The sequence below is a fragment of the Simiduia sp. 21SJ11W-1 genome, from assembly GCF_024138675.1.
Lineage (GTDB): Bacteria > Pseudomonadota > Gammaproteobacteria > Pseudomonadales > Cellvibrionaceae > Simiduia.
The window spans coordinates 615,793-634,881 of sequence record NZ_CP090959.1 but is presented as its reverse complement, the minus strand read 5'-3'; the positions used below and the strand labels follow the sequence as shown (position 1 = coordinate 634,881).

Below are 19,089 nucleotides of genomic sequence, written 5' to 3'. Positions count from 1 at the left end.
AATTTTCTATGACAGCAAGCGCTGGGCGTTAATCTTCTTCACGCAATTGCGCGCTGGATTCGGCAGGTGTTGGCGGCGTGGATGACCACTTGTAGGTGATGTCGATGGCCTGGGTATCGCCCGAAGAGGTTTCCAGTGTGACCTGATCAGACAACTGATACTGCACCACAAAATTACCGGCCGCGCCCACTAAACCATACACATATTTAATGTACAGGCGATCACTCAAGCGGCGCCCGGCGGCAATAGAGCTGCCGCCGCTGCTCGACTCTTCAATGGAAACATCGGAAAACCCGAATTGGCCGCCAATGCGTTGCAGCAGTGGCAAGGCTTGCTTTAAGCCAAGCCCCAATGCCGCCGACTGCATGTCGCTCACTTCGCCCTGGCCCGATTCGGAAATGGGTTTGCCGCTCACCATATAGGCCAGTATGTCGGCCTCGCTCATGGGCGGCGTGGAATAGAGTTCGGTTTTCGGATATTTCGCGGTGCCGGTGAGCCAGATACCGGCTTCCACATCATTGATTTTTCGCGCCGCCCGCACATCGAGCGCCGGGTTATCGGGCGCACCGGAAAAAATAATGCGCCCGTTTTTAATATCGAGCTTCTGGCCGTAACTGCGAAAACGCCCTTCAGGCAATCCCAACACGCCGTGCAATTGATCGAGCCTGTGTTCATCGCGCGTGAAGCGTAAATTACCGTCTACGCGCGTGGTGAGCCCGAAGCCCTCAAAGCGCACATCATCACCCAGGCGCAGGGCTACATCGCTGGTGAATACCACCAGGTTGCGCGGCGCCTGTGGTTCCTGCAAACCGTAAACTTTGGCATCTTGCGAGACATCAGAGGCCGCCTCTGGCAAATCGCGCAGCACCACCAGCGAATCGTCTACCTGCACATCACCGGCCAGGTGCCAGCGCTGGCCGTTGCCGGTCAACACCAAATCGGGGCTTGCCTGCAAACGTGCATCGGGCAAATCCGTAAGGGTTAAGCCCTCACCTTCAATTGCCAAACGCGCGGTGAAGGCGCCCTTGGCACTGGCGCGGTCGGCGCGAATCATGCCGTTGACCGTGGCGCGGCCTTCACCCACCAGGCCACCGCCCGACACCTGCAAATCACCCTTGACCGCTTCCATCAACAGCCGCCAATCTTTAAGGTTTGTGCCCGAGGCCGGCACCAGCATGCCCACATCGGCAATGAGCAATCGGCCATCGTATACAGGCTCTTCACGCCCCGGTAACAGCTCGAGCGATAAATCCATTTCAGCCCGGCCACTGAGCGCCTGTACGCTCGGCATGAATGGCTGCAAATAGGTGAGCTGATGCAACTGCCCTGCAATGCGCCCGGTGAGCGCCCGGTTTTCCGTGAGCCAATCAGCAAGCTGGCCTGAAAGGTTTATGGGCTCATCTTCTGCAAGCCTGGCCGCACCGGTAATGTCCAGCAGGCCTTGGTTGCCCGTGGCCCGCACGCGCAAGCTTTGCACGGGCAAATCGAGCGTGGTTTCACCGTCTTCCTGGTAGCGCATACCGGCGCCCTTGAGCGCCAGAGCAACATCCAAGGCAACCTGTGGGCGAGCGCTGGCCAACTCACCCAAAGTGACTTGCCAATCGGCCACGGCTTCACCGCGCAGCTGCCAGCCCAAAGGGACGGTATCGTAAAATTCCGAAAACAGGCTGCGCTCGCGATCCAGATATATCCCCGCGACGCGCCCATGCGCACTTAAACTTTTCCAGTTTTCCATGCGCAGTTCATCCCAGCAAACCTCGGCCTGCCCGCGCGCCAAACACAAAGCCTGCCATTGCAGGGCGCTAGCACTCACATCGCCCCGGCTGGGGTTAACCAGGCGCCAGGGTTCGCGCAACCAAAGATCACTGACCTCAAGCTTGGCAAGTAGGGGTTGCCAACGCAGGCCACTTAATAGCTCGCCGGTGTTGGTGGCCTTGGCCGGCAATTCAACGCGGCCATTCACCGACAGGGCTTCAAGCCTGATGTGGTCGGGCAACCATTGGCCGGTCATGTTGATTTGATGGCGGGCAGCAGTACCCGAGAGCTGCAAGGCGAGTTCACCCAGTTCGCGCGTGCCATCGTGCAAGCCTTGTACGCGGGCATCAAAAGTCGCAATTTCCAAAGCGCGTAGCTGGTCGCTCCAACCGGGCGCGTCGGTGGCTTGGGTTTGCAGTTGTGTTGCAAGCGATAAATCGCGCGCGCGCCAGCCAGCTATCGCAAGCTCTGTACCCTGCGCCTGCAATGAAAACACCGGTGCCTTGGCTGTGCCCGAGGCTTTTGCGGTAAGGTCAAGCTGACCGGAAAGCTCGGGCACCAAGCGCTCGAGTGCGTCTGCTTGCAGGCGGGCATCGAGTCGCACGCGCTCGTCAAAACCGAAATAGGCACTGCCCGTCAAACTGCCGCTTGTACCGCTGAGTGCGACCTTGTCGAACCCCAGGCCTTGCCCGTTTACATAAAATTCTGTGCTACCGGTAATGGGGCGCGCACCCAGGTCAAGTTGCAGCTCGCTGATTGCCCAGCGCAAATCCACCTCATCATTGTGAACCTTCAAGTCCAAAGTGGAGCGCAACTGCGCCTGAGACTCCGCCAGTGCCTCGGGCAACCATTGCGCCAGTGAAAGTTTCTGGGCACCCACCTGGATTTGCATGGCAAAGCCTTGGGCGAATTGCAGCGCGCCTGTGGCTTGCACCTGGCCGCCTGAAAATTCTCCATTAAAGCGCGTAACCTCAAGGTTTTGCGATTTTAGATTTAACTGGCCTGCCAACAATAACTGCGTATCAATTGGCGCAGGCGCAAAGGCCCAGGCAAAATCGGCCGCGCCTTCTATTGTGAGCAGTTCGCCTTGCAAATTGAGCGCAAGCTCACCCTTGGGTGATGCAAATTCACCGGTAAGCGGGTGCGAAAAGCCAGCCCAATTGACGCGCGCCTCACAGGCCCAGGGTGCAGCCTGGTAGCAACTGCCGCTTGCCTGAATACCGTGGGAGCTGATGTCGGCCACAAGTTTAAATGTGCTGCCAAAGTGCGCGCGCAGCGACAGCGCGTAGGGCACGCCTTCATATTCCAGTTGCAGCCGCGACACCAACAGCTGATCGCCTTGCACCATTACGCGCAGGCGTGCATCCGGCAGGCTATGGCTTTGGCCGGCCTGCTGGATGTTCAGATTTCGGGTGGACAGGTGGCGCACATCGATGGCCAGCGGCACAAAAAATTGCGGCAACGCAGGCTCGGCTTCAGGCGCGGCCGTGTTTTCAGCCAGCTGCAGTTGCAGATCGCGCAGGTGCACGCGATCAAACACCAACCGGCCCGACATCAACGCCAAGGGCTGCCAGCGAAACGACAACTCGCCAACTTCTGCGCGCTCAAAACCCAGGCTGTGGTCATCGGCCGCCACACTTAACTGACGTACCCGCAAACCCCGCCACAAGGTGCCTTGCAGCTCGTAAAACTGCACAGATACCGGTGCCAATGGCAGTGCACGCATAAGCGCCCAGCGCGCACCGGCCTCGGTGAAGGCAAGCCAACCCAGCGCCACAAACAGCACCGCCGCCAACACCGAAATAGCGCCGCTTGAATAAAAGGCAATGCGCTTTAATAACCGCATTTACAAATCCGCCCCCACCGACAAGTGCAAACGGAATTTATCGTCCGGGTCTTGGGGGTCGAGTGGCCGGGCCAGGTCAAAACGCAGCGGCCCTACCGGTGAATACCAACGCACGCCCACCCCCACGCCGCGCTTTAATTCAAACACTGTATCAAAGGCATTGCCGGCGTCGGCAAATACCGACACCGACCAATTAGGTAAAAACAGATAATCAAACTCGGCGCTGGCCACCACCAGGTGGCTGCCGCCCACCACATCGCCTGCATCGTTTTTGGGGCCAAGGGCGTTGTATTGGTAGCCGCGCACACTGTTGTCGCCACCGGTAAAAAAGCGCACCGAGGGTGGCAGGTCTGTGATGTCGTCTTTGAGCGTGGTGGCCGCTTCTGCGCGCGCGATCAAGCGTAGGCGCGTAGAAAACGGCAGAATAATTTTCGACTTGACCCGCACTTGTAAAAAATCGGCGTCGGATAACCAGTATTGGCTGCTGCCCGTTAAATTTGCCTCAAACCTTATACCCTCTAGCTGGCGCACATCTTTGGGGGCATCTACCCAGCTAAAGCCAACACCCGGCACAACCAGTAACTTGGTTTCCTCTGGCTCACTGCCAATGATGTAGGTTTCGTTGCGAAGGTTAATGGCAGAACTCAGCACCCAATCATAGGGCAGCGCCTCCACCGCGCGCACCTGGGTTGTTTGCGCTTCGGTGTCGTAGCTTACGGTGCTTTCCGACAGCACGCCGGCGTTGATTTCATACCACTCGCGCGCCGGGTCGTTGCGGGGAATGGTGTAGGTAAAGCCCAGCTCTTTGAACGTGCGTGAGTAAAGGCCGTCTACCCGCCACTTGTGACCCTTGGGATTGGCGTAGCGATTGCGGTAATCGGCACGCACCCGCGCGCCCTGATCACTGGAGTAGCCCACACCTGCGCTCACACTGGTTTGGCTTTGCAGTGCCAAATCCACTTCCACCGGTACGGTGACGTCGTCACTTTGGGTATTTACGTGAGGGTTTAACAGCACGCGGCGAAAGTAATCGCTGCCTTGCAGGCGGCTGTAAATTTTTTGCACCGCCTCGCTCGTGTAGGGTTCATCTTGCACATTGCCGGCAAGCCTGCGCAGAAATTCCGGTGTGAGGCCCACATCGGTAAATTGATAGTCGCCAAAGTAGTAACGCGGGCCCAGCACCAGGGCAAGCTTTACATCGGCCGCTTGCTCGTGCGGGTAGATGGCAAGCTCGGCCTCGGTAAATTGCGCGCGCCAGTAGCCCTGCGCTCTGGCGGTTTCCAGCAATTGGGTTTTGTAGCTGTCGTAGTCCTGGTGAACAAGGGGGTCGCCCGCATCGAGCGGCGGGTGGTCGAGCATTTCTGCAAGCTCCCCGTCCAGTGCCGGGGGCCTGTCGGCAAGTGCTACGTTAATGTTGCGCAGCCTCACCCGCTCGCCCGGAGTCACATCGAGCAGCAGCTGCCAGCAATCGTCTGTTTCTGTGAAGCTGGCCTTGAGCGCGGGCTGATAATAGCCGTAGGCATTGAGCGCCACCTTGGCCTGCTGGGGGACTTCCTTGCGGCGCTGGACTAGCCGCCAGCGGGGTGCATCACAGGCTTCTTCGGTGAGGCTTATGTGCGCGCGAATGTTGTCGGCCAGTTCACCCTCAACGCCTTGCACCAACAGCTGCGCGCGCGCGCCCGCCGATGCCATCACGGCCAGCACACCAAGCGCTGTGATGGCCAAGCCATGTGGAGTGATTCTAGGCATGCAGTGGCTGGTACCTTCCATTGGATAATTCATCGCAGTGTGCCCTTAGCAGGTGAGCTTTGCCAAGTGGCTACCGGCCGCACCAACAAAAAACGGCGCCAGAGCGCCGTTTTTTAAACCTCAACCAAGCTTACTGCTCGGCGGGGGCCTCGGCTGCGCCTTGCGCTTGTTGCTGCGCTTTGGCCTGCTGCACGGCCTGGGCGAACAATGCATCAAAGTTCACTGGCGGTAACATCAAGGCCGGGAAGCTGCCTTTCACAACCACGTTGTCAATGGCTTCACGCGCATAGGGGAACAGGATCTGCGGGCAGGCAGTGTTAAAAATTTGTGGCATGGCCTGCTCAGGCAAACCGCTCACGTGAAACAGGCCACCCTGCTGCACTTCCACCAAGAACGCCGTTTCTTCACCGAGTTTTACGGTAACGGTGAGCGTTAGGGTCACTTCGTAATTGGTTTCATCAACCTTGGCAACTTTGGTGTTGAGCTCTTGATCTACCTGGGGCTTCCACTCTTTCATGAAGGCTTTTACGCCCATGGGTGCTTCGAAAGACATGTCTTTCAGGTAAACGCGCTGCAGTGCAAATTGCTGACCCTGTGGGTTGGCTTCTTCTTGGGCCGCTGCGGCGCCTTGGGTGTTTTCTTCAGTCATGGGGTAAATGCCTTTCGATAGTACTAATTATTTAGTGTTGTTGTTATGGATACCCTTGAGATATGGGCACCGGGGGCGTTTTCAAGCCCCGCGCTTAATTGCCTGCCAGCAGCGGGTCTAGCTTGCCGGCGCGATCGAGTGCCCACAGCTCGTCGAAACCGCCCACGTGGGTTTCGCCCACCCAGATTTGCGGCACGGTGCGGCGGCCACTGCGGCGCATCACATCGCTGCGCAGCTCCGGATTGCGATCCAGATTGATGTCTTCATAGGCAACACCTTTCTGGCTCAACAACTGCTTGGCACGCACGCAATAGGGGCAAATGGTGGTGCTGTAGACGGTAACGGGAACGCTCATGGGTACTCCTGCAAAGCGGGTTTTTGGGCTTGGCCCGAACAACCTTAGTTATGCGGGCCAACGCGCAGATTTCAAGCGGGGCTACTTCTTCACCAGCGGCAGGTTCTGGCCCTGCCACTCGGCCATGCCGCCGCTAAGGCGTGCAACCTCAAGGCCTTTGGCGCGCAGCAAGCGGCCGGCGTGGCCCGTGTGCTGGCCCAGTTTATCCACCAATACCAGGGTTTTGCCTGCGTACTTGCCCAGTTCATCGAGCTGCTTTTCCAGCTTGTTGTGGGGAATATTGATGGCATCCACTATGTGGCCGGCTTTGTAATCGGCAGCATCGCGAATGTCTACCAGCACCGCATCGCCCTTGTTAACCAGGGTGGTCATTTGGTGAATAGACAAGGTGGCGCCAGCCTTTTGGCCTTCACGCCAGAAATAGACGTATATCAGCAATATCAGCAGCGATACCAACATCCACTGCTCGGTAAGAAAGATGATTAAATCCACAGGTGTTCCTTTGTTCGATGCTCGCGAGCGCGCCAGTATAGCGACTCACCCCTGAAAAAGCATGAGGCACAACGCAGGGCGCGGCCAGGCCTCACACCGGCCACCTGGCGCCGGCAGGATTTTCCTGCCCTCAACCCACGGCTGCCACAAAAACACACCGGCTGACCAAAAAACCGCCAAACATTGCCGAGCCCCCGAGGCCCAAACATAGTGTTATGCCCCCTCAAACGGTAGAATGCGCCCCTTCATCAGTTTCTTGTTTGTAAAAGGCCCTTCGTTCATGTCTGCCAAAAAGCCCCTGGTACTGCTTATTCTCGACGGCTTCGGATACTCCGAGCGCTCCGAACACAATGCCATTCGCGCGGCCAACACCCCCACCTGGGACAGGCTGTGGGCGGAACAACCAAAAACCCTGATTGCAACCTCAGGCATGGCCGTGGGCCTGCCAGAGGGCCAGATGGGTAACAGCGAAGTGGGCCACATGACCCTTGGCGCCGGGCGCGTGGTGTACCAAAACTACACCCGCATTAACAAAGCCATTAGCGAGGGCGACTTTTTCGAAAACCCCGTCTACTGCGCCGCCATTGATAAAGCCGTGAGCGCCGGCAAAGCGGTGCATGTGATGGGGCTGTTATCGCCCGGCGGCGTGCACAGCCATGAGGATCACCTGCTGGCCATGCTGGAGCTTGCCGCCAAGCGCGGTGCCAAGGAAATTTACCTGCACGCCATGCTCGACGGCCGCGATACCGCCCCGCGCAGCGCCGAGGCCTCGCTGGCAAAAGCCCAGGCCAAGTTCGAGGCGCTGGGCGTGGGCCGTGTGGCCAGCATTATCGGCCGGTTTTACGCGCTCGATCGCGACAACCGCTGGGATCGCGTACAAGCGGCCTACGACCTGATGACCACGGGCGCTGCAGAATACGACGCCGACGACGCCATCAGCGGCCTGCAGGCGGCCTACGCGCGCGATGAAAACGACGAATTTGTAAAAGCCACGGTGATTGTGGCCGAGGGCCAGGAAGTCGCCACGGTTAACGATGGCGACGCGCTGATTTTCATGAACTTCCGCCCCGACCGCGCCCGCGAAATTACCCGCGCCTTTGTTGAGCCAGAGTTCGACGGCTTTGAGCGCGAGCTGGTGCCGGCGTTGGCCGAGTTCGTGATGACCACCGAGTACGCCGCCGACATCAACGCGCCCATCGCCTTCCCGCCGGAATCCATGGAAAACTCCATGGGCGACTATTTGGCCAAGCTCGGCAAAACCCAGCTGCGCATTGCCGAAACCGAAAAATACGCCCATGTGACCTTTTTCTTCAGCGGCGGCCAGGAAGATCTGTACCCGGGTGAAGAGCGCATTCTGGTGCCCTCGCCACAGGTAGCCACCTACGATCTGGCCCCCGCCATGAGTGCGGCAGAGGTAACCGATAAGCTCGTAGCAGCCATCGAATCCCAGCGGTTCGACACCATCATCTGCAACTACGCCAACTGCGATCAGGTGGGCCACTCGGGCGTATTTGATGCCGCTGTGCAAGCGGTTGAAACCGTAGATGGCGCCTTGGCCCAAGTGCTGGCGGCGGTTGCGCGCGTAGGCGGCGAGGCCCTGATTACCGCCGACCACGGCAACGTTGAGGAAATGTTCGACGACGCCACAGGCCAGGTAAGCACCCAGCACACCACCCTGCCAGTGCCCTTTGTGTATGTGGGCGAGCGCAGCCTCAGCCTTGCCGACGGCGGCTCACTGGCCGATGTGGCACCCACTATGCTCGCGCTGATGGATTTGCAACAGCCCGCCGAGATGACCGGCCGGAACCTGGTCAACTTTACGTAGGCCGGGCACACAAACTGCCACAACAGGCTGGCGTTCGCGCGCGCAACATTTTATGCTGAGCGCGCGAATTTGCCGACACCAAGCGGTACGTTTACTCATTGATCAGGTTTAACCCTATGAAGTCTTTTAACGCAGCGCTGCTTGCACTCTGCCTTTTGGCCGCCCCGCAACTGCACGCGCAAGATCAGGCTAACTACGAGGCGAAGCTCGCCGAGCTGCAAGCCATGGTGCAAAAGCTGCAAGGCGAGATTGCCGAAGCAAAAAGCAACCGCGATGAGCTCAACAACGAATTGCAACGCAGTGAAAGCGAAATTGCTGAACTGTTGCAAAACATCGAGCGCATCAAAGGCGAGCTGGCCGCGGAAAAAAAAAGCTAGCTGATCTCAGAGCCCGCCAGCAATCGCTGAATGCCGCCAAGCAACAACAACAGGCGCATTTCAGCGAACAGCTGGTGGCCGCCTACAAAACCGGCAACCCCTCACAGCTGCAGTTGCTGTTGAGCCAAAGCCAGCCAGATACCGTCTCGCGCATGGCGTATTACAACGCCCTGCTGCTGGCAGACCGGCAAACGGCCATCAACAGCTACCAGGCCACCCTGGCCGAGCTCGACCAAATCGCACCCGCCATTGAGCGCCAAACCGAAAAACTCAGCCAAACCCAAGCCCAGCTCAACAGCCGCTACCAGCAGCTCAAAAGCCGCAAGGCCGAGCGCCAGCGCACCCTGGCAAAACTCGATGCCAGTATTGCCAGCAAGGATGTCCGGCTACAGAAATCCCACGCCGAGCGCGCCCATCTGGAAAAGATTCTGGGCGAGATTTCCCGCCAGCTGAGCGATACCGCCCTGGCCCTGCCAGGCCAGGCCTTTACCGCGCGCAAGGGCCAGATGGGTTGGCCCACCAAGGGCCATATGAAAGCCCGCTTTGGCAGCAACCGCGCTGGCAACAGCTTGCGCTGGCAAGGGGTGCTGATTGGCGCCCCCGAAGGCCGCGACGTGAAAGCCATTCACCAGGGTCGGGTGGTATTTTCCGAGTACATGCGCGGCCAAGGCATGCTGATTATTGTGGATCATGGCGATAACTACCTGAGCCTGTACGCCCACAACCAAGTGCTCTTCAAGGAAACCGGCGATTGGGTGGCCGCCGGCGAGGTAATTGCCGAAGTGGGCACCAGCGGCGGCCAGCAAGATCCAAGCCTGTACTTTGAAATCCGCCACGCCGGCAAGCCCGTTGATCCGGCACACTGGTGCCGCGGTTAGGGCGGCTGGTCGCATTGTGCGAACCCTGCAGGCAAAAAATTGTCACCTGATAAACAAATGGCCGCACCATGCATTACACTGTGATGAAACCTTGACGCTGCGGTCGTCACACTCGGGAGTATTTGTTTCATGAAGTTATCCAATCGCACTCTGGGTCGCGCGTTTTGCAACACCCGGGCGCGCGCAGGCCGCCCCCTGGCATATGTTATTGCGGCCCTGGCCCTAAGTTTTACCAGTGCAGCCTTCGCCGCTGAAACAACAGAAGACGAGCCGGGCCAACTGCCACTGGAAGATTTGCGCACCTTTACCAAGGTGTACGATCACATTCGCCAGGGCTATGTTGAAAACATCAGCGACCGCGAACTGCTGGAATACGCCATTAAAGGCATGCTGGCCGAGCTAGACCCCCACTCGGCCTACCTGGATGCCAACTCTTTTGAAGATCTGCAAACCAATACCACCGGCGAATTTGGCGGCCTGGGCATTGAAGTGGGCATGGAAGACGGCTTCGTAAAAGTCATTGCCCCCATGGACGACACCCCCGCCTCCAAAGCCGGCATTGAAGCGGGCGACCTGATCATCAAACTGGGCGAAAAATCCGTTAAAGGCATGAGCCTCACCGAAGCGGTAAAAGCCATGCGCGGCCCGAAAGGCAGCAAGATTGAGGTCACCATCGTGCGCGAAGGCGAAGATAAGCCCCGCGAACTCACCCTGGTACGCGATGCCATTAAAGTGAAAAGCGTGCGCGCGCGCCGCTTGAGCGACGACTACGGCTATGTGCGCATTGCACAATTCCAGCTGGGCACCGGCAAAGACATGATCGATGCCATCAACAAGCTGCAAAAAGAGCAACCCCTGCAGGGCATAGTGCTGGATTTGCGCAACAACCCCGGCGGCGTGCTGCAAGCCTCGGTTGAGGTGGTAGATGCCTTTGTGGAAGAGGGCCTGATTGTGTACACCGAAGGCCGCTATGAAAATTCAGACAACAGCTACAGCGCCACGGCGGGCGACATCACCAACGGCCTGCCCATAGTGGTATTGATTAACGATGGCTCGGCCTCGGCCTCGGAAATTGTGGCCGGCGCCCTGCAAGATCACCAACGCGCCATTATTCTCGGCACCGACAGCTTCGGCAAAGGCTCGGTGCAAACGGTTATTCCCATCAGCGAAGAGCGCGCCATCAAGCTGACCACCGCACTGTATTTCACCCCCAGCGGCCGCTCCATTCAGGCCCAGGGCATAGTGCCCGACATTCACGTGGAGCGCGCCAAGCTCACGGCCATTCGCCCGCGTTCGCAATACACAGAGGCGGATTTATCGGGCCACATTAACAACGCCAACGGTGGCGAAGAGAGCAAAGCCAAACAGCGCGCCGAGGCCCAAAAAGAGCACCGCGAAATGCTGGAGCGCGACAACCAACTGTTTGAAGCGGTGAACCTGCTAAAGGGCTACAAACTGTTTGGCCGCCCCGCGGTGCAACCCGAAAAAAGCGACAAGGCCACGGTGATTAGCGCCAACGGCCACACCCCAGACGCGCCCTAACGGCCGGTGCCCCGCTTGCCCCACCCAGGCCGCGCACGGCGCGCCACCCGTGTGATCAACAGGGCGTGGCGTGTACTGGCTTTTGGCATTTGGGTCGCGCAGGCCCCGGCTTTAGAGGCTCAGGCCACCGGCGCGCAGCCCACTTCCCAAACCACCGCAGCCACGCGCACGTTAGGCAAGCTTGCCATTATCATCGACGACATAGGCTACCAGCGGGCCACGGCCGATGCGCTGATTGCCCTGCCCTACCCCATCAGCTTTGCAGTGCTTCCGGTGGCCCCACACTCGCAAGCACTTGCCAAGAACGCCTGGCTGCGCGGGCGCGATGTGCTGCTACACATTCCCATGGCCACGGTGAATCACGCCAAACTCGACCCGGGTGGCCTGCCCGCCGATTTACCGGCCACCCACATACAGCGCCGCCTGCACGCGCATTTTGATGCTTTCCCCCAGGCCCAGGGTATGAACAACCACATGGGCAGCCTGCTTACCAGCCAACCGCTGGCCATGCAGGCGGTGATGCTGGCACTGGCCGAGCGGGGCAAATATTTTGTAGACAGCAAAACCAGCAGCCAGAGCGTGGCCTTCAGCCTGGCCCGCCAACAGGGCATCACCACCGCCGAGCGCGATGTATTTTTGGATAACGATCAATCGCCCGCCGCCATCAGGCAACAACTGCACCAGGCCATTGCCCTTGCGCAAGCCCAGGGTTATGCGCTGGCCATTGGCCACCCCTACCCCAACACTTTGGCGGTGCTGGAAGCGGAGCTGGCAAAGCTGGACAAACAGGTAGAACTAGTACCCCTGTACTCATTTTTGAGACACCTGTCACACAATCAAACGGAAGTCCGTCACACCCAAAGCGTCAACTGGCGCCTAAAAACACCTTGGAAACAAGAGTCTGCGCGCTGAAATTATAAAAATTAATATAGTTCATACCAAATTGGTATAAGACACACGCCCTCCGTCCGATAAACTTACCCAGATAGCGCATGGGTTTCGCGCAGCACTTGCCGGCTGCACAGCAGGCAGGAAATTGCGGGAGCAAATCGCTATCTACGTGGTCTAAGAATCAGGCAACCCAGAGGATTGTGTGCTTGGTTCTAACATGGGCCCCTCGTTTGAGGGAATGGTCTCGCAGTGTTGCAGTAGATGCAGCAGAGATCGGTAAGTCAGCACGCTGACATGACGAGCAAAGGCAATATTATGAGTATGCAAAGAACGGGTGAACAGGGACAGGTCCCCTCAAGGCATGAACGCTTTTTCAAGAAAGACGACTACTGGTACTACAATACCCGCGAGGGCGTGGCCATTGGTCCCTTCGACAACCTGAGCGAAGCCCGCGAAGGTGCCAGCGAATTCATTGAATTCATTATGGGCGCCGGCGCACCGCTGATCCCCACGCTCGAGCGCTACGGCCGCCACGCAGCCTAAGCACCACCACTTTCTTGATGAGCCGCAGGTACTGTTTACACAGTGCCTGCTTTTTGCTGCCTGGCGTTTACACACCCGGCTTTCCCGCTACCCCGGCGAGCTCTCAAGATTTGCGCTGCGTCCTTAACCATTCAAGCGGCTGCAAATAAATTCTGGCGCCCACAAAAAAGCCGCAATAAATTGCGGCTTTAAAAATTTAAACCGCATTGGCTTACAAACGCATTTCAATGCCCTGGGCGGCCATATAGGCCTTGGCCTCGGCCACAGTGTATTCACCAAAGTGGAAAATACTGGCGGCCAGCACTGCATCGGCGCCGCCTTCAAGCACGCCCTCTGCCAAATGCTGCAAGTTGCCCACGCCACCTGAGGCGATCACGGGAATGTGCACGGCGTCGCTGATGGCGCGCGTCACTCCCAGATCGTAGCCGCTTTTTACGCCGTCTTGATCCATGCTGGTCAACAGGATTTCACCAGCACCGTATTCGGCCATGCGCGCGGCCCATTCTACGGCGTCCAGCCCCGTGGGCTTGCGGCCACCGTGGGTAAAGATTTCCCAGCGCGGGGCCTCGCCCGCAAGGGATACCTGCTTGGCATCAATGGCCACCACAATGCACTGGGCACCGAATCTGTCTGAGGCCTGCTTGACGAAATCCGGGTTAAACACCGCGGCGGAATTGATAGAGACTTTATCGGCACCGGCATTGAGCATACGGCGGATGTCTTCAACTTTGCGAATACCCCCACCCACTGTCAGGGGTATAAACACATCAGAGGCAATGGCCTCTACTGTGTGTACGGTGGTGTCGCGCTCTTCGTGACTGGCGGTGATATCCAGGAAGGTAATTTCATCGGCGCCGGCCTCGTTGTAGCGGCGCGCCACTTCTACCGGGTCTCCGGCATCGCGAATATCAAGAAACTTTACGCCCTTCACAACCCGGCCATTTTCTACATCCAGGCAGGGAATAATACGCTTGGCCAGTGCCATGGTGGTTTTCCTCCCGCGCCTTTAGGCGTCGCAAAACTGCTGGGCTTCGGCCATGTTGAGGCTACCCTCGTAAATGGCGCGGCCGGTAATGGCGCCACAAATGCCCTGGTCGGCCACCGCCTTGAGCGCGCGAATGTCGTCCATATTGGTGATGCCGCCTGAGGCAATCACCGGAATAGACGAGGCCTTTGCCATGGCCAGGGTTTGCTCTACGTTTACACCTTGCATCATGCCGTCGCGGGCGATGTCGGTATAGACGATGGAATCCACCCCGTCGGCCTCAAAGCGCTTGGCAAGCTCGGTGGCTTTCACATTGGAAACCTCCGCCCAACCATCGGTGGCCACCAGGCCATCTTTGGCATCCAGCCCCACGATGATGTGGCCCGGAAAGGCCTTGCACATCTCGGTCACAAACTTGGGCTCTTTCACGGCCTTGGTGCCGATGATCACATGGCTAACACCTGCCGCAAGGTAGGCCTCAATGATTTCAGCACTGCGAATGCCGCCGCCAATTTGAATGGGCAGGCCCGGGTAGGCCTTGGCAATGGCGGTAACCACCTCGCCGTTAACCGGTTTGCCCTCGAAGGCGCCGTTTAGATCTACCAGGTGCAAACGCCGGCAACCCTGCTCAACCCACTGCGCAGCCATGGCCACCGGGTCATCGGAGAATACGGTTGAATCATCCATCAAGCCCTGGCGCAAGCGCACGCATTGGCCGTCTTTGAGGTCGATGGCGGGAATAATTAGCATGGGAGTTCCTGAGACTTTTTAAAATTAAACAGGGTCAGCTAGGGCTGACCATTCCAGCCCACAAAATTGCGCAGCAACTGCAGGCCGGGCGTGTGGCTTTTTTCCGGGTGAAATTGCACGGCGAATAAATTGCCGGCGGCCAGTGCCACATCGCAATCCACACCGTAGTGGCAACGCCCCACCACCTGATGGGCAAGTTCCGCGCGCACGTAATAAGAATGCACAAAATAAAACCGGCTCATATCGTCGATGCCGGCCCACAGGGGGTGATCTACCTGGGCCACCTGATTCCAGCCCATGTGCGGCACCTTCAAGCGGGTTTGGCTGCCCGGCTCGTGCAAGTCATGGCCGAAAAAGCGCACTTGGCCTGGCAGAATGCCGATGCAATCTACCCCGCCGTTTTCTTCACTGTGGCTCATGAGCGCCTGCATGCCCACACATACGCCCAGCACGGGCTTGCCGCTGGCCACCTGTTCGCGCACCAGCGCATCGAACCCCAGGCGGCGAATTTCGGCCATGCAATCGCGAATGGCACCCACACCCGGGAACACCACGCGATCTGCCGCGGCCACCGCCGCCGGATCTGCGGTAACCCGCACCTCGGCATCGGGGGCTACATGCTGCAAGGCACTGGACACCGAGTGCAGGTTGCCCATGCCGTAATCAATCACTGCAATGGTCTGGCTCATGGTCTAGAGCGTGCCCTTGGTGGAAGGCATTTGGCCTGCCATGCGTGGATCTTCTTCCAGCGCCATGCGCAACGCGCGCCCAAAGGCCTTGAACACGGTTTCAATTTGATGGTGCGCGTTAAAGCCGCGCAGCGTGTCTATGTGCAAGGTCACCTGGGCGTGGTTAACAAAGCCCTGGAAGAACTCCCAAAACAGCTCGGTATCAAACTGGCCAATGCGCTTTTGGGTAAAAGGCACCTCCATGATCAAACCCGGGCGGCCGGAGAAGTCGATCACTACCCGCGAAAGGGCTTCATCGAGGGGCACATAGGCGTGGCCATAGCGGCGAATGCCCTTTTTATCGCCCACGGCCTTGGCAATGGCCTGGCCCAGGGTGATGCCGATGTCTTCCACCGAGTGGTGATCATCAATGTGGGTATCGCCTTTGCAGGTGATGTCGAGATCGATCATCCCGTGGCGGGCGATCTGATCCATCATGTGCTCAAGGAAGGGCACGCCAGTGGCAAATTTGCCCCTGCCTGAACCATCAAGATTTAACGCGACTGTGATTTGTGTTTCCAGCGTATCGCGGCTGACTTTAGCGGTGCGCTCCACTACGGACTCCGGTGGCGGGTTTTCGAGGAGCGGGGATTATATAGGCTGAGGGCAAAGCTGCCCAGCAGTGCTAACGGGGGATTACGGTAAATAACTGGTCGAAATTGGCGTATCCAAGCAATCGGGTCACGTCTTCATTACTGCCACTTAATAAAAATTGCGCCTGCGCCAGGCCAAGCAGGTCTCGCAGGATTAACAGCTGGGCCATGCCGGCGCTGTCTATGCCTGTGCACTCGGAAAGATCTATCACGCAGCGGCGCGCGCGGCCCACGTAGGGCCGGTAGGCCTCTCTGAAGGCTTGATGAACATCCAACCCGAAGCGGCCGGTAATCGCCAAATGGAGCGTTGCATCGGCACCGAAACTCGCCTCGCTGCCGGCCTTGTTGGCGGGGTTGGTTGACTGGCTAAAATCACTGTTCAACAAGACATCCTCTAGGGGTATCGAAACATTAGAATTAGCAACGCTAATCCGTAAACCAGAGCAGGCAAAGCAACAATTTTACCAGCACTGCCGCAATAGACGATTAAAAAATCGATTTTTTGCGCAATGGCTACCCCTAGCGCAGAAGCCCCGTCTACTTGTAGACTAGTCTACTGGGCCTGAACCACTCAAACCGAGCTTATGTTTTCATTCACCAAATTTAACAAGTCGCGCACACTGCTTCTGGCAGCGCTGGCCTTGTGCCTGGTGTTTGCACAAGCGGTAGAGGTTCAACACGACCACCAGCAGCTGCAAACCGAGTGTTTCCTGTGCCAGCACGCGAACGCCCTTGCCTGCAATGAAGAGGTGCCCAAAGCCCAGCGCCCGGAACCGGGCATGTGGCTGGAGATTTCCCCCTACCACCGTTTGCACCGCAACGCCGAAAAGCGTGGCAAGCGCGACCCCCCGACCACCCGCGAAGCATCAGCCTGATTTTCCAGACCATTTTTGACTAATGCTGTTGCCCGGCGCCATGCGCTTGGGCCGTGGAGTGCTATTTATGTTTTCTGCTTTTTCTACCCCCGCTTGGGGCCGTACCGCCTTGTTCGTTGCTATTGCCAGCGTTTCGCCCTTTGCCGCAGCCGATGGCGAACGCTCTGACCTTGAAGAGGTGGTGGTTACCGCATCGCCCTTTGCCAAAACCGGCGACACCCTAACCCAGCCTGCCTCGGTATTAACCGGCGAGGCCCTGCGCCGCAAAGCCGCGGCCACCTTGGGTGAAAGCCTGCAACAAGAGCCCGGCATCAGTTCTGCAAGCTTTGGCCCGGGCGTGGGGGCGCCTGTGATTCGCGGGCAAAGCGCCAACCGCGTGAAAGTGATGCAAGACCACCTGGGCACCGGCGATGCGGCAAGCTCCAGCCCCGATCACGCCAACACCGTTGAGCCCTTGCTGGCCGACCGCATTGAAGTGCTGCGCGGCCCTGCCACCCTGCGCTACGGCAACAACGCCATTGGCGGCGTGGTGAACGTGCTCGACAACCGCATTCCCGCCGCGCCCATTGATGGCATAGAAGGCGCGGCCGAAGTGCGTTACCAATCGGTAAACGAGCAGCAAACCGGGGTTGGCTTTATTCAAGGCGGCAATGGGCAGTGGGCGTGGCACTTAAACGGTGTGACCAGCACCGGCAAGGATGTACGCATTCCAGGCGAAGCCCACCATCACTCGGTGCACGAAGAAGAGGATGAAGCAGAGGCCGAAGCCGAAGCGCACGGGCTGATCGAAAATACCGATCGCGAAGCCCACAGCTACAGCCTGGGCACCGCCTTTCACTACGATGCAGGCTTCATTGGCCTGGCAGTTGCGCAATCTGGCAACAACTACGGCATTCCGCCCGGTGCTCACGAGCACCACGAGGAAGACGATCACGCCGACCATGACGAAGAGCACGAGCACGGCGAAGAATTTATTCGCATCGACATGGAACAAACCCGCTACGACCTCAAAGGCGAGCACAACCTGGGCGACGGCTGGGCCAGTAAAATTACCTACCGCCTGGGCTATACCGATTACGAACACGCCGAGCTGGAAGGCCACGAGGTGGGCACGCGCTTTACCAACAAAGCCTGGGAGGGCCGCGCCGAACTGATTCACAGCGCGGGCGACCAGCACCGCGGCGCATTGGGCATGCAATACCAGCTGCGCGATTACGCAGCCATTGGTGATGAAGCCTTCATACCGCGCTCGGATATCGAAAACCTGGGCGCCTTCACACTGCAGGAATACACCAGCGGCCAGTGGGTGCTGGAGCTGGGCCTGCGTGCCGAGCACGCAGACATCGCCCCCGATGGCCTCAAAGCCCAGAGCTTTAACACCTTTAGCGCCTCGGGTGCCGCGCACTGGCACCTCACCGATGAGAGCCACCTCACCTTCGGATTGGCCCGCGCAGAACGCGCCCCGGCCGTTGAAGAACTGTTTGCCAATGGCCCGCATCTGGCTGAGCAAAATTACATTCTGGGCAACGACGACCTCAGCCCTGAAACCAGTAACAACCTCGAGCTGGCCTACCACTACGAAGGTCCGCTGCACTTGCAGGTAAACCTGTTCAACAACCAGATCGACAACTTCATCTACAAAGCCAACACAGGCGCAGAGCTGGAGGAGTTGCCGGTATATCAGTTCAGCCAGCAAGACGCGCGCTTTTACGGTGCCGAGGCAACCTTGGGCCTGCCCTTTGCCCAGCACTGGGAAATCAGCCTCACCGGCGACACCGTGCGCGCCGAACTTGACGACGGCACCGATGTACCGCGCATAACCCCTGCCCGCATTGGCCTGGCGCTAAGCTACGGCGATGAGCACTGGAATGCCGAGCTGCGTACCACCCAGGTGAGCGAGCAACGCCACCCTGGCGAAGGCGAACTGGCGGTTGATGGTTACACCCGGGTAGATTTGAGTGCGAGCCGCGCCTTCGATGTAGGCGCCGAGCAAGCACTGCTGGTATTCCTGCGCGGCAACAACCTCGCCAATGCGGAGATTCGCAATGCCAACTCCTTCCTGCGCGCCTACGCGCCTGAGCCTGGGCGCTCGTTAGAGCTGGGGCTGCGCTTCTCCTTCTAGGCCTCGCCACAGCAGTTTGAAGCCCCCGGTCACCCAGGCAGGGGGCTTTTTTGTTTCAGGCAGCGCGCTGACTCTTAAGTCGTGCTTTTAATTTGGCTCACGCTGACCCTCTCTCTATAATCGGTCACTCTTGG

The 19,089-nt window shown here is 58.5% G+C and carries 18 protein-coding genes; 8 read left to right on the top strand and 10 right to left on the bottom strand.

Features of this window, described 5'->3' with window-relative positions:
* Positions 1 to 28: 28 nt before the first annotated feature.
* From L1F30_RS02745 to L1F30_RS02725, 5 genes are all read right to left on the bottom strand, one after another.
* Positions 29 to 3,601 (bottom strand): translocation/assembly module TamB domain-containing protein, encoded by a 3,573-nt coding sequence (locus L1F30_RS02745; protein WP_253359042.1) that lies wholly within the window; start codon positions 3,599 to 3,601, stop codon positions 29 to 31.
* Positions 3,602 to 5,350 (bottom strand): autotransporter assembly complex family protein, encoded by a 1,749-nt coding sequence (locus L1F30_RS02740; RefSeq protein WP_253359040.1) that lies wholly within the window; start codon positions 5,348 to 5,350, stop codon positions 3,602 to 3,604.
* A gap of 130 nt (positions 5,351 to 5,480) precedes the next feature.
* Entirely contained in the window at positions 5,481 to 5,999 is a 519-nt protein-coding gene (secB, locus tag L1F30_RS02735; protein ID WP_253359038.1) for a protein-export chaperone SecB, read from the bottom strand.
* 94 nt (positions 6,000 to 6,093) lie between these two features.
* Positions 6,094 to 6,354, bottom strand: coding sequence for a glutaredoxin 3 (gene grxC / locus L1F30_RS02730; protein ID WP_253359036.1), 261 nt, complete (start codon positions 6,352 to 6,354; stop codon positions 6,094 to 6,096).
* Between the two features lie 81 nt (positions 6,355 to 6,435).
* Positions 6,436 to 6,837 carry a rhodanese-like domain-containing protein gene (locus L1F30_RS02725; protein ID WP_253361717.1) on the bottom strand — a complete coding sequence of 134 codons (402 nt, stop codon included), beginning with the start codon at positions 6,835 to 6,837 and terminating at the stop codon, positions 6,436 to 6,438.
* Between the two features lie 289 nt (positions 6,838 to 7,126).
* On the opposite strand from L1F30_RS02725, the gene gpmI reads away from it, so the two are divergent.
* The 6 genes from gpmI (at position 7,127) to L1F30_RS02695 (ending at position 12,902) form a co-directional block, all read left to right on the top strand.
* Positions 7,127 to 8,671, top strand: a complete 1,545-nt coding sequence (gpmI, locus tag L1F30_RS02720; protein ID WP_253359028.1) for a 2,3-bisphosphoglycerate-independent phosphoglycerate mutase — start codon at positions 7,127 to 7,129, stop codon at positions 8,669 to 8,671.
* A 116-nt stretch (positions 8,672 to 8,787) separates the two neighbouring features.
* Positions 8,788 to 9,048 (top strand): hypothetical protein, encoded by a 261-nt coding sequence (locus L1F30_RS02715; RefSeq protein ID WP_253359026.1) that lies wholly within the window; start codon positions 8,788 to 8,790, stop codon positions 9,046 to 9,048.
* 74 nt (positions 9,049 to 9,122) lie between these two features.
* The gene (locus L1F30_RS02710) at positions 9,123 to 9,926 is read left to right on the top strand and encodes a murein hydrolase activator EnvC (RefSeq protein ID WP_253359024.1); all 804 of its coding nucleotides are present in this window, start codon (positions 9,123 to 9,125) and stop codon (positions 9,924 to 9,926) included.
* A gap of 129 nt (positions 9,927 to 10,055) precedes the next feature.
* Positions 10,056 to 11,468, top strand: a complete 1,413-nt coding sequence (locus tag L1F30_RS02705; RefSeq protein ID WP_253359022.1) for a S41 family peptidase — start codon at positions 10,056 to 10,058, stop codon at positions 11,466 to 11,468.
* Positions 11,469 to 11,483: 15 nt separating this feature from the next.
* On the top strand, positions 11,484 to 12,380 hold the full coding sequence (locus tag L1F30_RS02700; RefSeq protein ID WP_253359020.1) for a divergent polysaccharide deacetylase family protein: 897 nt from the start codon (positions 11,484 to 11,486) through the stop codon (positions 12,378 to 12,380).
* 294 nt (positions 12,381 to 12,674) lie between these two features.
* Positions 12,675 to 12,902, top strand: a complete 228-nt coding sequence (locus L1F30_RS02695; RefSeq protein WP_371922644.1) for a DUF6316 family protein — start codon at positions 12,675 to 12,677, stop codon at positions 12,900 to 12,902.
* A gap of 211 nt (positions 12,903 to 13,113) precedes the next feature.
* On the opposite strand, the gene hisF is transcribed toward L1F30_RS02695, so the two are convergent.
* From hisF to L1F30_RS02670, 5 genes are all read right to left on the bottom strand, one after another.
* Entirely contained in the window at positions 13,114 to 13,887 is a 774-nt protein-coding gene (gene hisF / locus L1F30_RS02690) for an imidazole glycerol phosphate synthase subunit HisF (RefSeq protein WP_253359018.1), read from the bottom strand.
* A gap of 21 nt (positions 13,888 to 13,908) precedes the next feature.
* The gene (gene hisA / locus L1F30_RS02685; RefSeq protein WP_253359016.1) at positions 13,909 to 14,637 is read right to left on the bottom strand and encodes a 1-(5-phosphoribosyl)-5-[(5-phosphoribosylamino)methylideneamino]imidazole-4-carboxamide isomerase; all 729 of its coding nucleotides are present in this window, start codon (positions 14,635 to 14,637) and stop codon (positions 13,909 to 13,911) included.
* Positions 14,638 to 14,675: 38 nt separating this feature from the next.
* On the bottom strand, positions 14,676 to 15,326 hold the full coding sequence (hisH, locus tag L1F30_RS02680) for an imidazole glycerol phosphate synthase subunit HisH (RefSeq protein ID WP_253359014.1): 651 nt from the start codon (positions 15,324 to 15,326) through the stop codon (positions 14,676 to 14,678).
* Between the two features lie 3 nt (positions 15,327 to 15,329).
* Positions 15,330 to 15,920 (bottom strand): imidazoleglycerol-phosphate dehydratase HisB, encoded by a 591-nt coding sequence (gene hisB / locus L1F30_RS02675; RefSeq protein WP_253359006.1) that lies wholly within the window; start codon positions 15,918 to 15,920, stop codon positions 15,330 to 15,332.
* 70 nt (positions 15,921 to 15,990) lie between these two features.
* On the bottom strand, positions 15,991 to 16,341 hold the full coding sequence (locus L1F30_RS02670; protein ID WP_253359004.1) for an STAS domain-containing protein: 351 nt from the start codon (positions 16,339 to 16,341) through the stop codon (positions 15,991 to 15,993).
* A gap of 201 nt (positions 16,342 to 16,542) precedes the next feature.
* Here L1F30_RS02670 and L1F30_RS02665 point away from each other — a divergent pair, with 201 nt between their 5' ends.
* Positions 16,543 to 16,833 (top strand): hypothetical protein, encoded by a 291-nt coding sequence (locus tag L1F30_RS02665; RefSeq protein WP_253359002.1) that lies wholly within the window; start codon positions 16,543 to 16,545, stop codon positions 16,831 to 16,833.
* 67 nt (positions 16,834 to 16,900) lie between these two features.
* Complete coding sequence (locus L1F30_RS02660) at positions 16,901 to 18,955, top strand: TonB-dependent receptor (protein WP_253359000.1); 2,055 nt, start codon at positions 16,901 to 16,903, stop codon at positions 18,953 to 18,955.
* Positions 18,956 to 19,089 lie beyond the last annotated feature (134 nt).

Bases quoted from the DNA above. Each gene is read 5' to 3' on its own strand.
- L1F30_RS02705 (WP_253359022.1), top strand. From the start codon at position 10,056: ATGAAGTTATCCAATCGCACTCTGGGTCGCGCGTTTTGCAACACCCGG.
- L1F30_RS02660 (WP_253359000.1), top strand. From the start codon at position 16,901: ATGTTTTCTGCTTTTTCTACCCCCGCTTGGGGCCGTACCGCCTTGTTC.
- L1F30_RS02665 (WP_253359002.1), top strand. From the start codon at position 16,543: ATGTTTTCATTCACCAAATTTAACAAGTCGCGCACACTGCTTCTGGCA.
- hisA (WP_253359016.1), bottom strand. From the start codon at position 14,637: ATGCTAATTATTCCCGCCATCGACCTCAAAGACGGCCAATGCGTGCGC.
- gpmI (WP_253359028.1), top strand. From the start codon at position 7,127: ATGTCTGCCAAAAAGCCCCTGGTACTGCTTATTCTCGACGGCTTCGGA.
- hisH (WP_253359014.1), bottom strand. From the start codon at position 15,326: ATGAGCCAGACCATTGCAGTGATTGATTACGGCATGGGCAACCTGCAC.
- L1F30_RS02740 (WP_253359040.1), bottom strand. From the start codon at position 5,350: ATGCCTAGAATCACTCCACATGGCTTGGCCATCACAGCGCTTGGTGTG.
- hisF (WP_253359018.1), bottom strand. From the start codon at position 13,887: ATGGCACTGGCCAAGCGTATTATTCCCTGCCTGGATGTAGAAAATGGC.
- L1F30_RS02745 (WP_253359042.1), bottom strand. From the start codon at position 3,601: ATGCGGTTATTAAAGCGCATTGCCTTTTATTCAAGCGGCGCTATTTCG.
- grxC (WP_253359036.1), bottom strand. From the start codon at position 6,354: ATGAGCGTTCCCGTTACCGTCTACAGCACCACCATTTGCCCCTATTGC.
- L1F30_RS02695 (WP_371922644.1), top strand. From the start codon at position 12,675: ATGAGTATGCAAAGAACGGGTGAACAGGGACAGGTCCCCTCAAGGCAT.
- L1F30_RS02715 (WP_253359026.1), top strand. From the start codon at position 8,788: ATGAAGTCTTTTAACGCAGCGCTGCTTGCACTCTGCCTTTTGGCCGCC.
- secB (WP_253359038.1), bottom strand. From the start codon at position 5,999: ATGACTGAAGAAAACACCCAAGGCGCCGCAGCGGCCCAAGAAGAAGCC.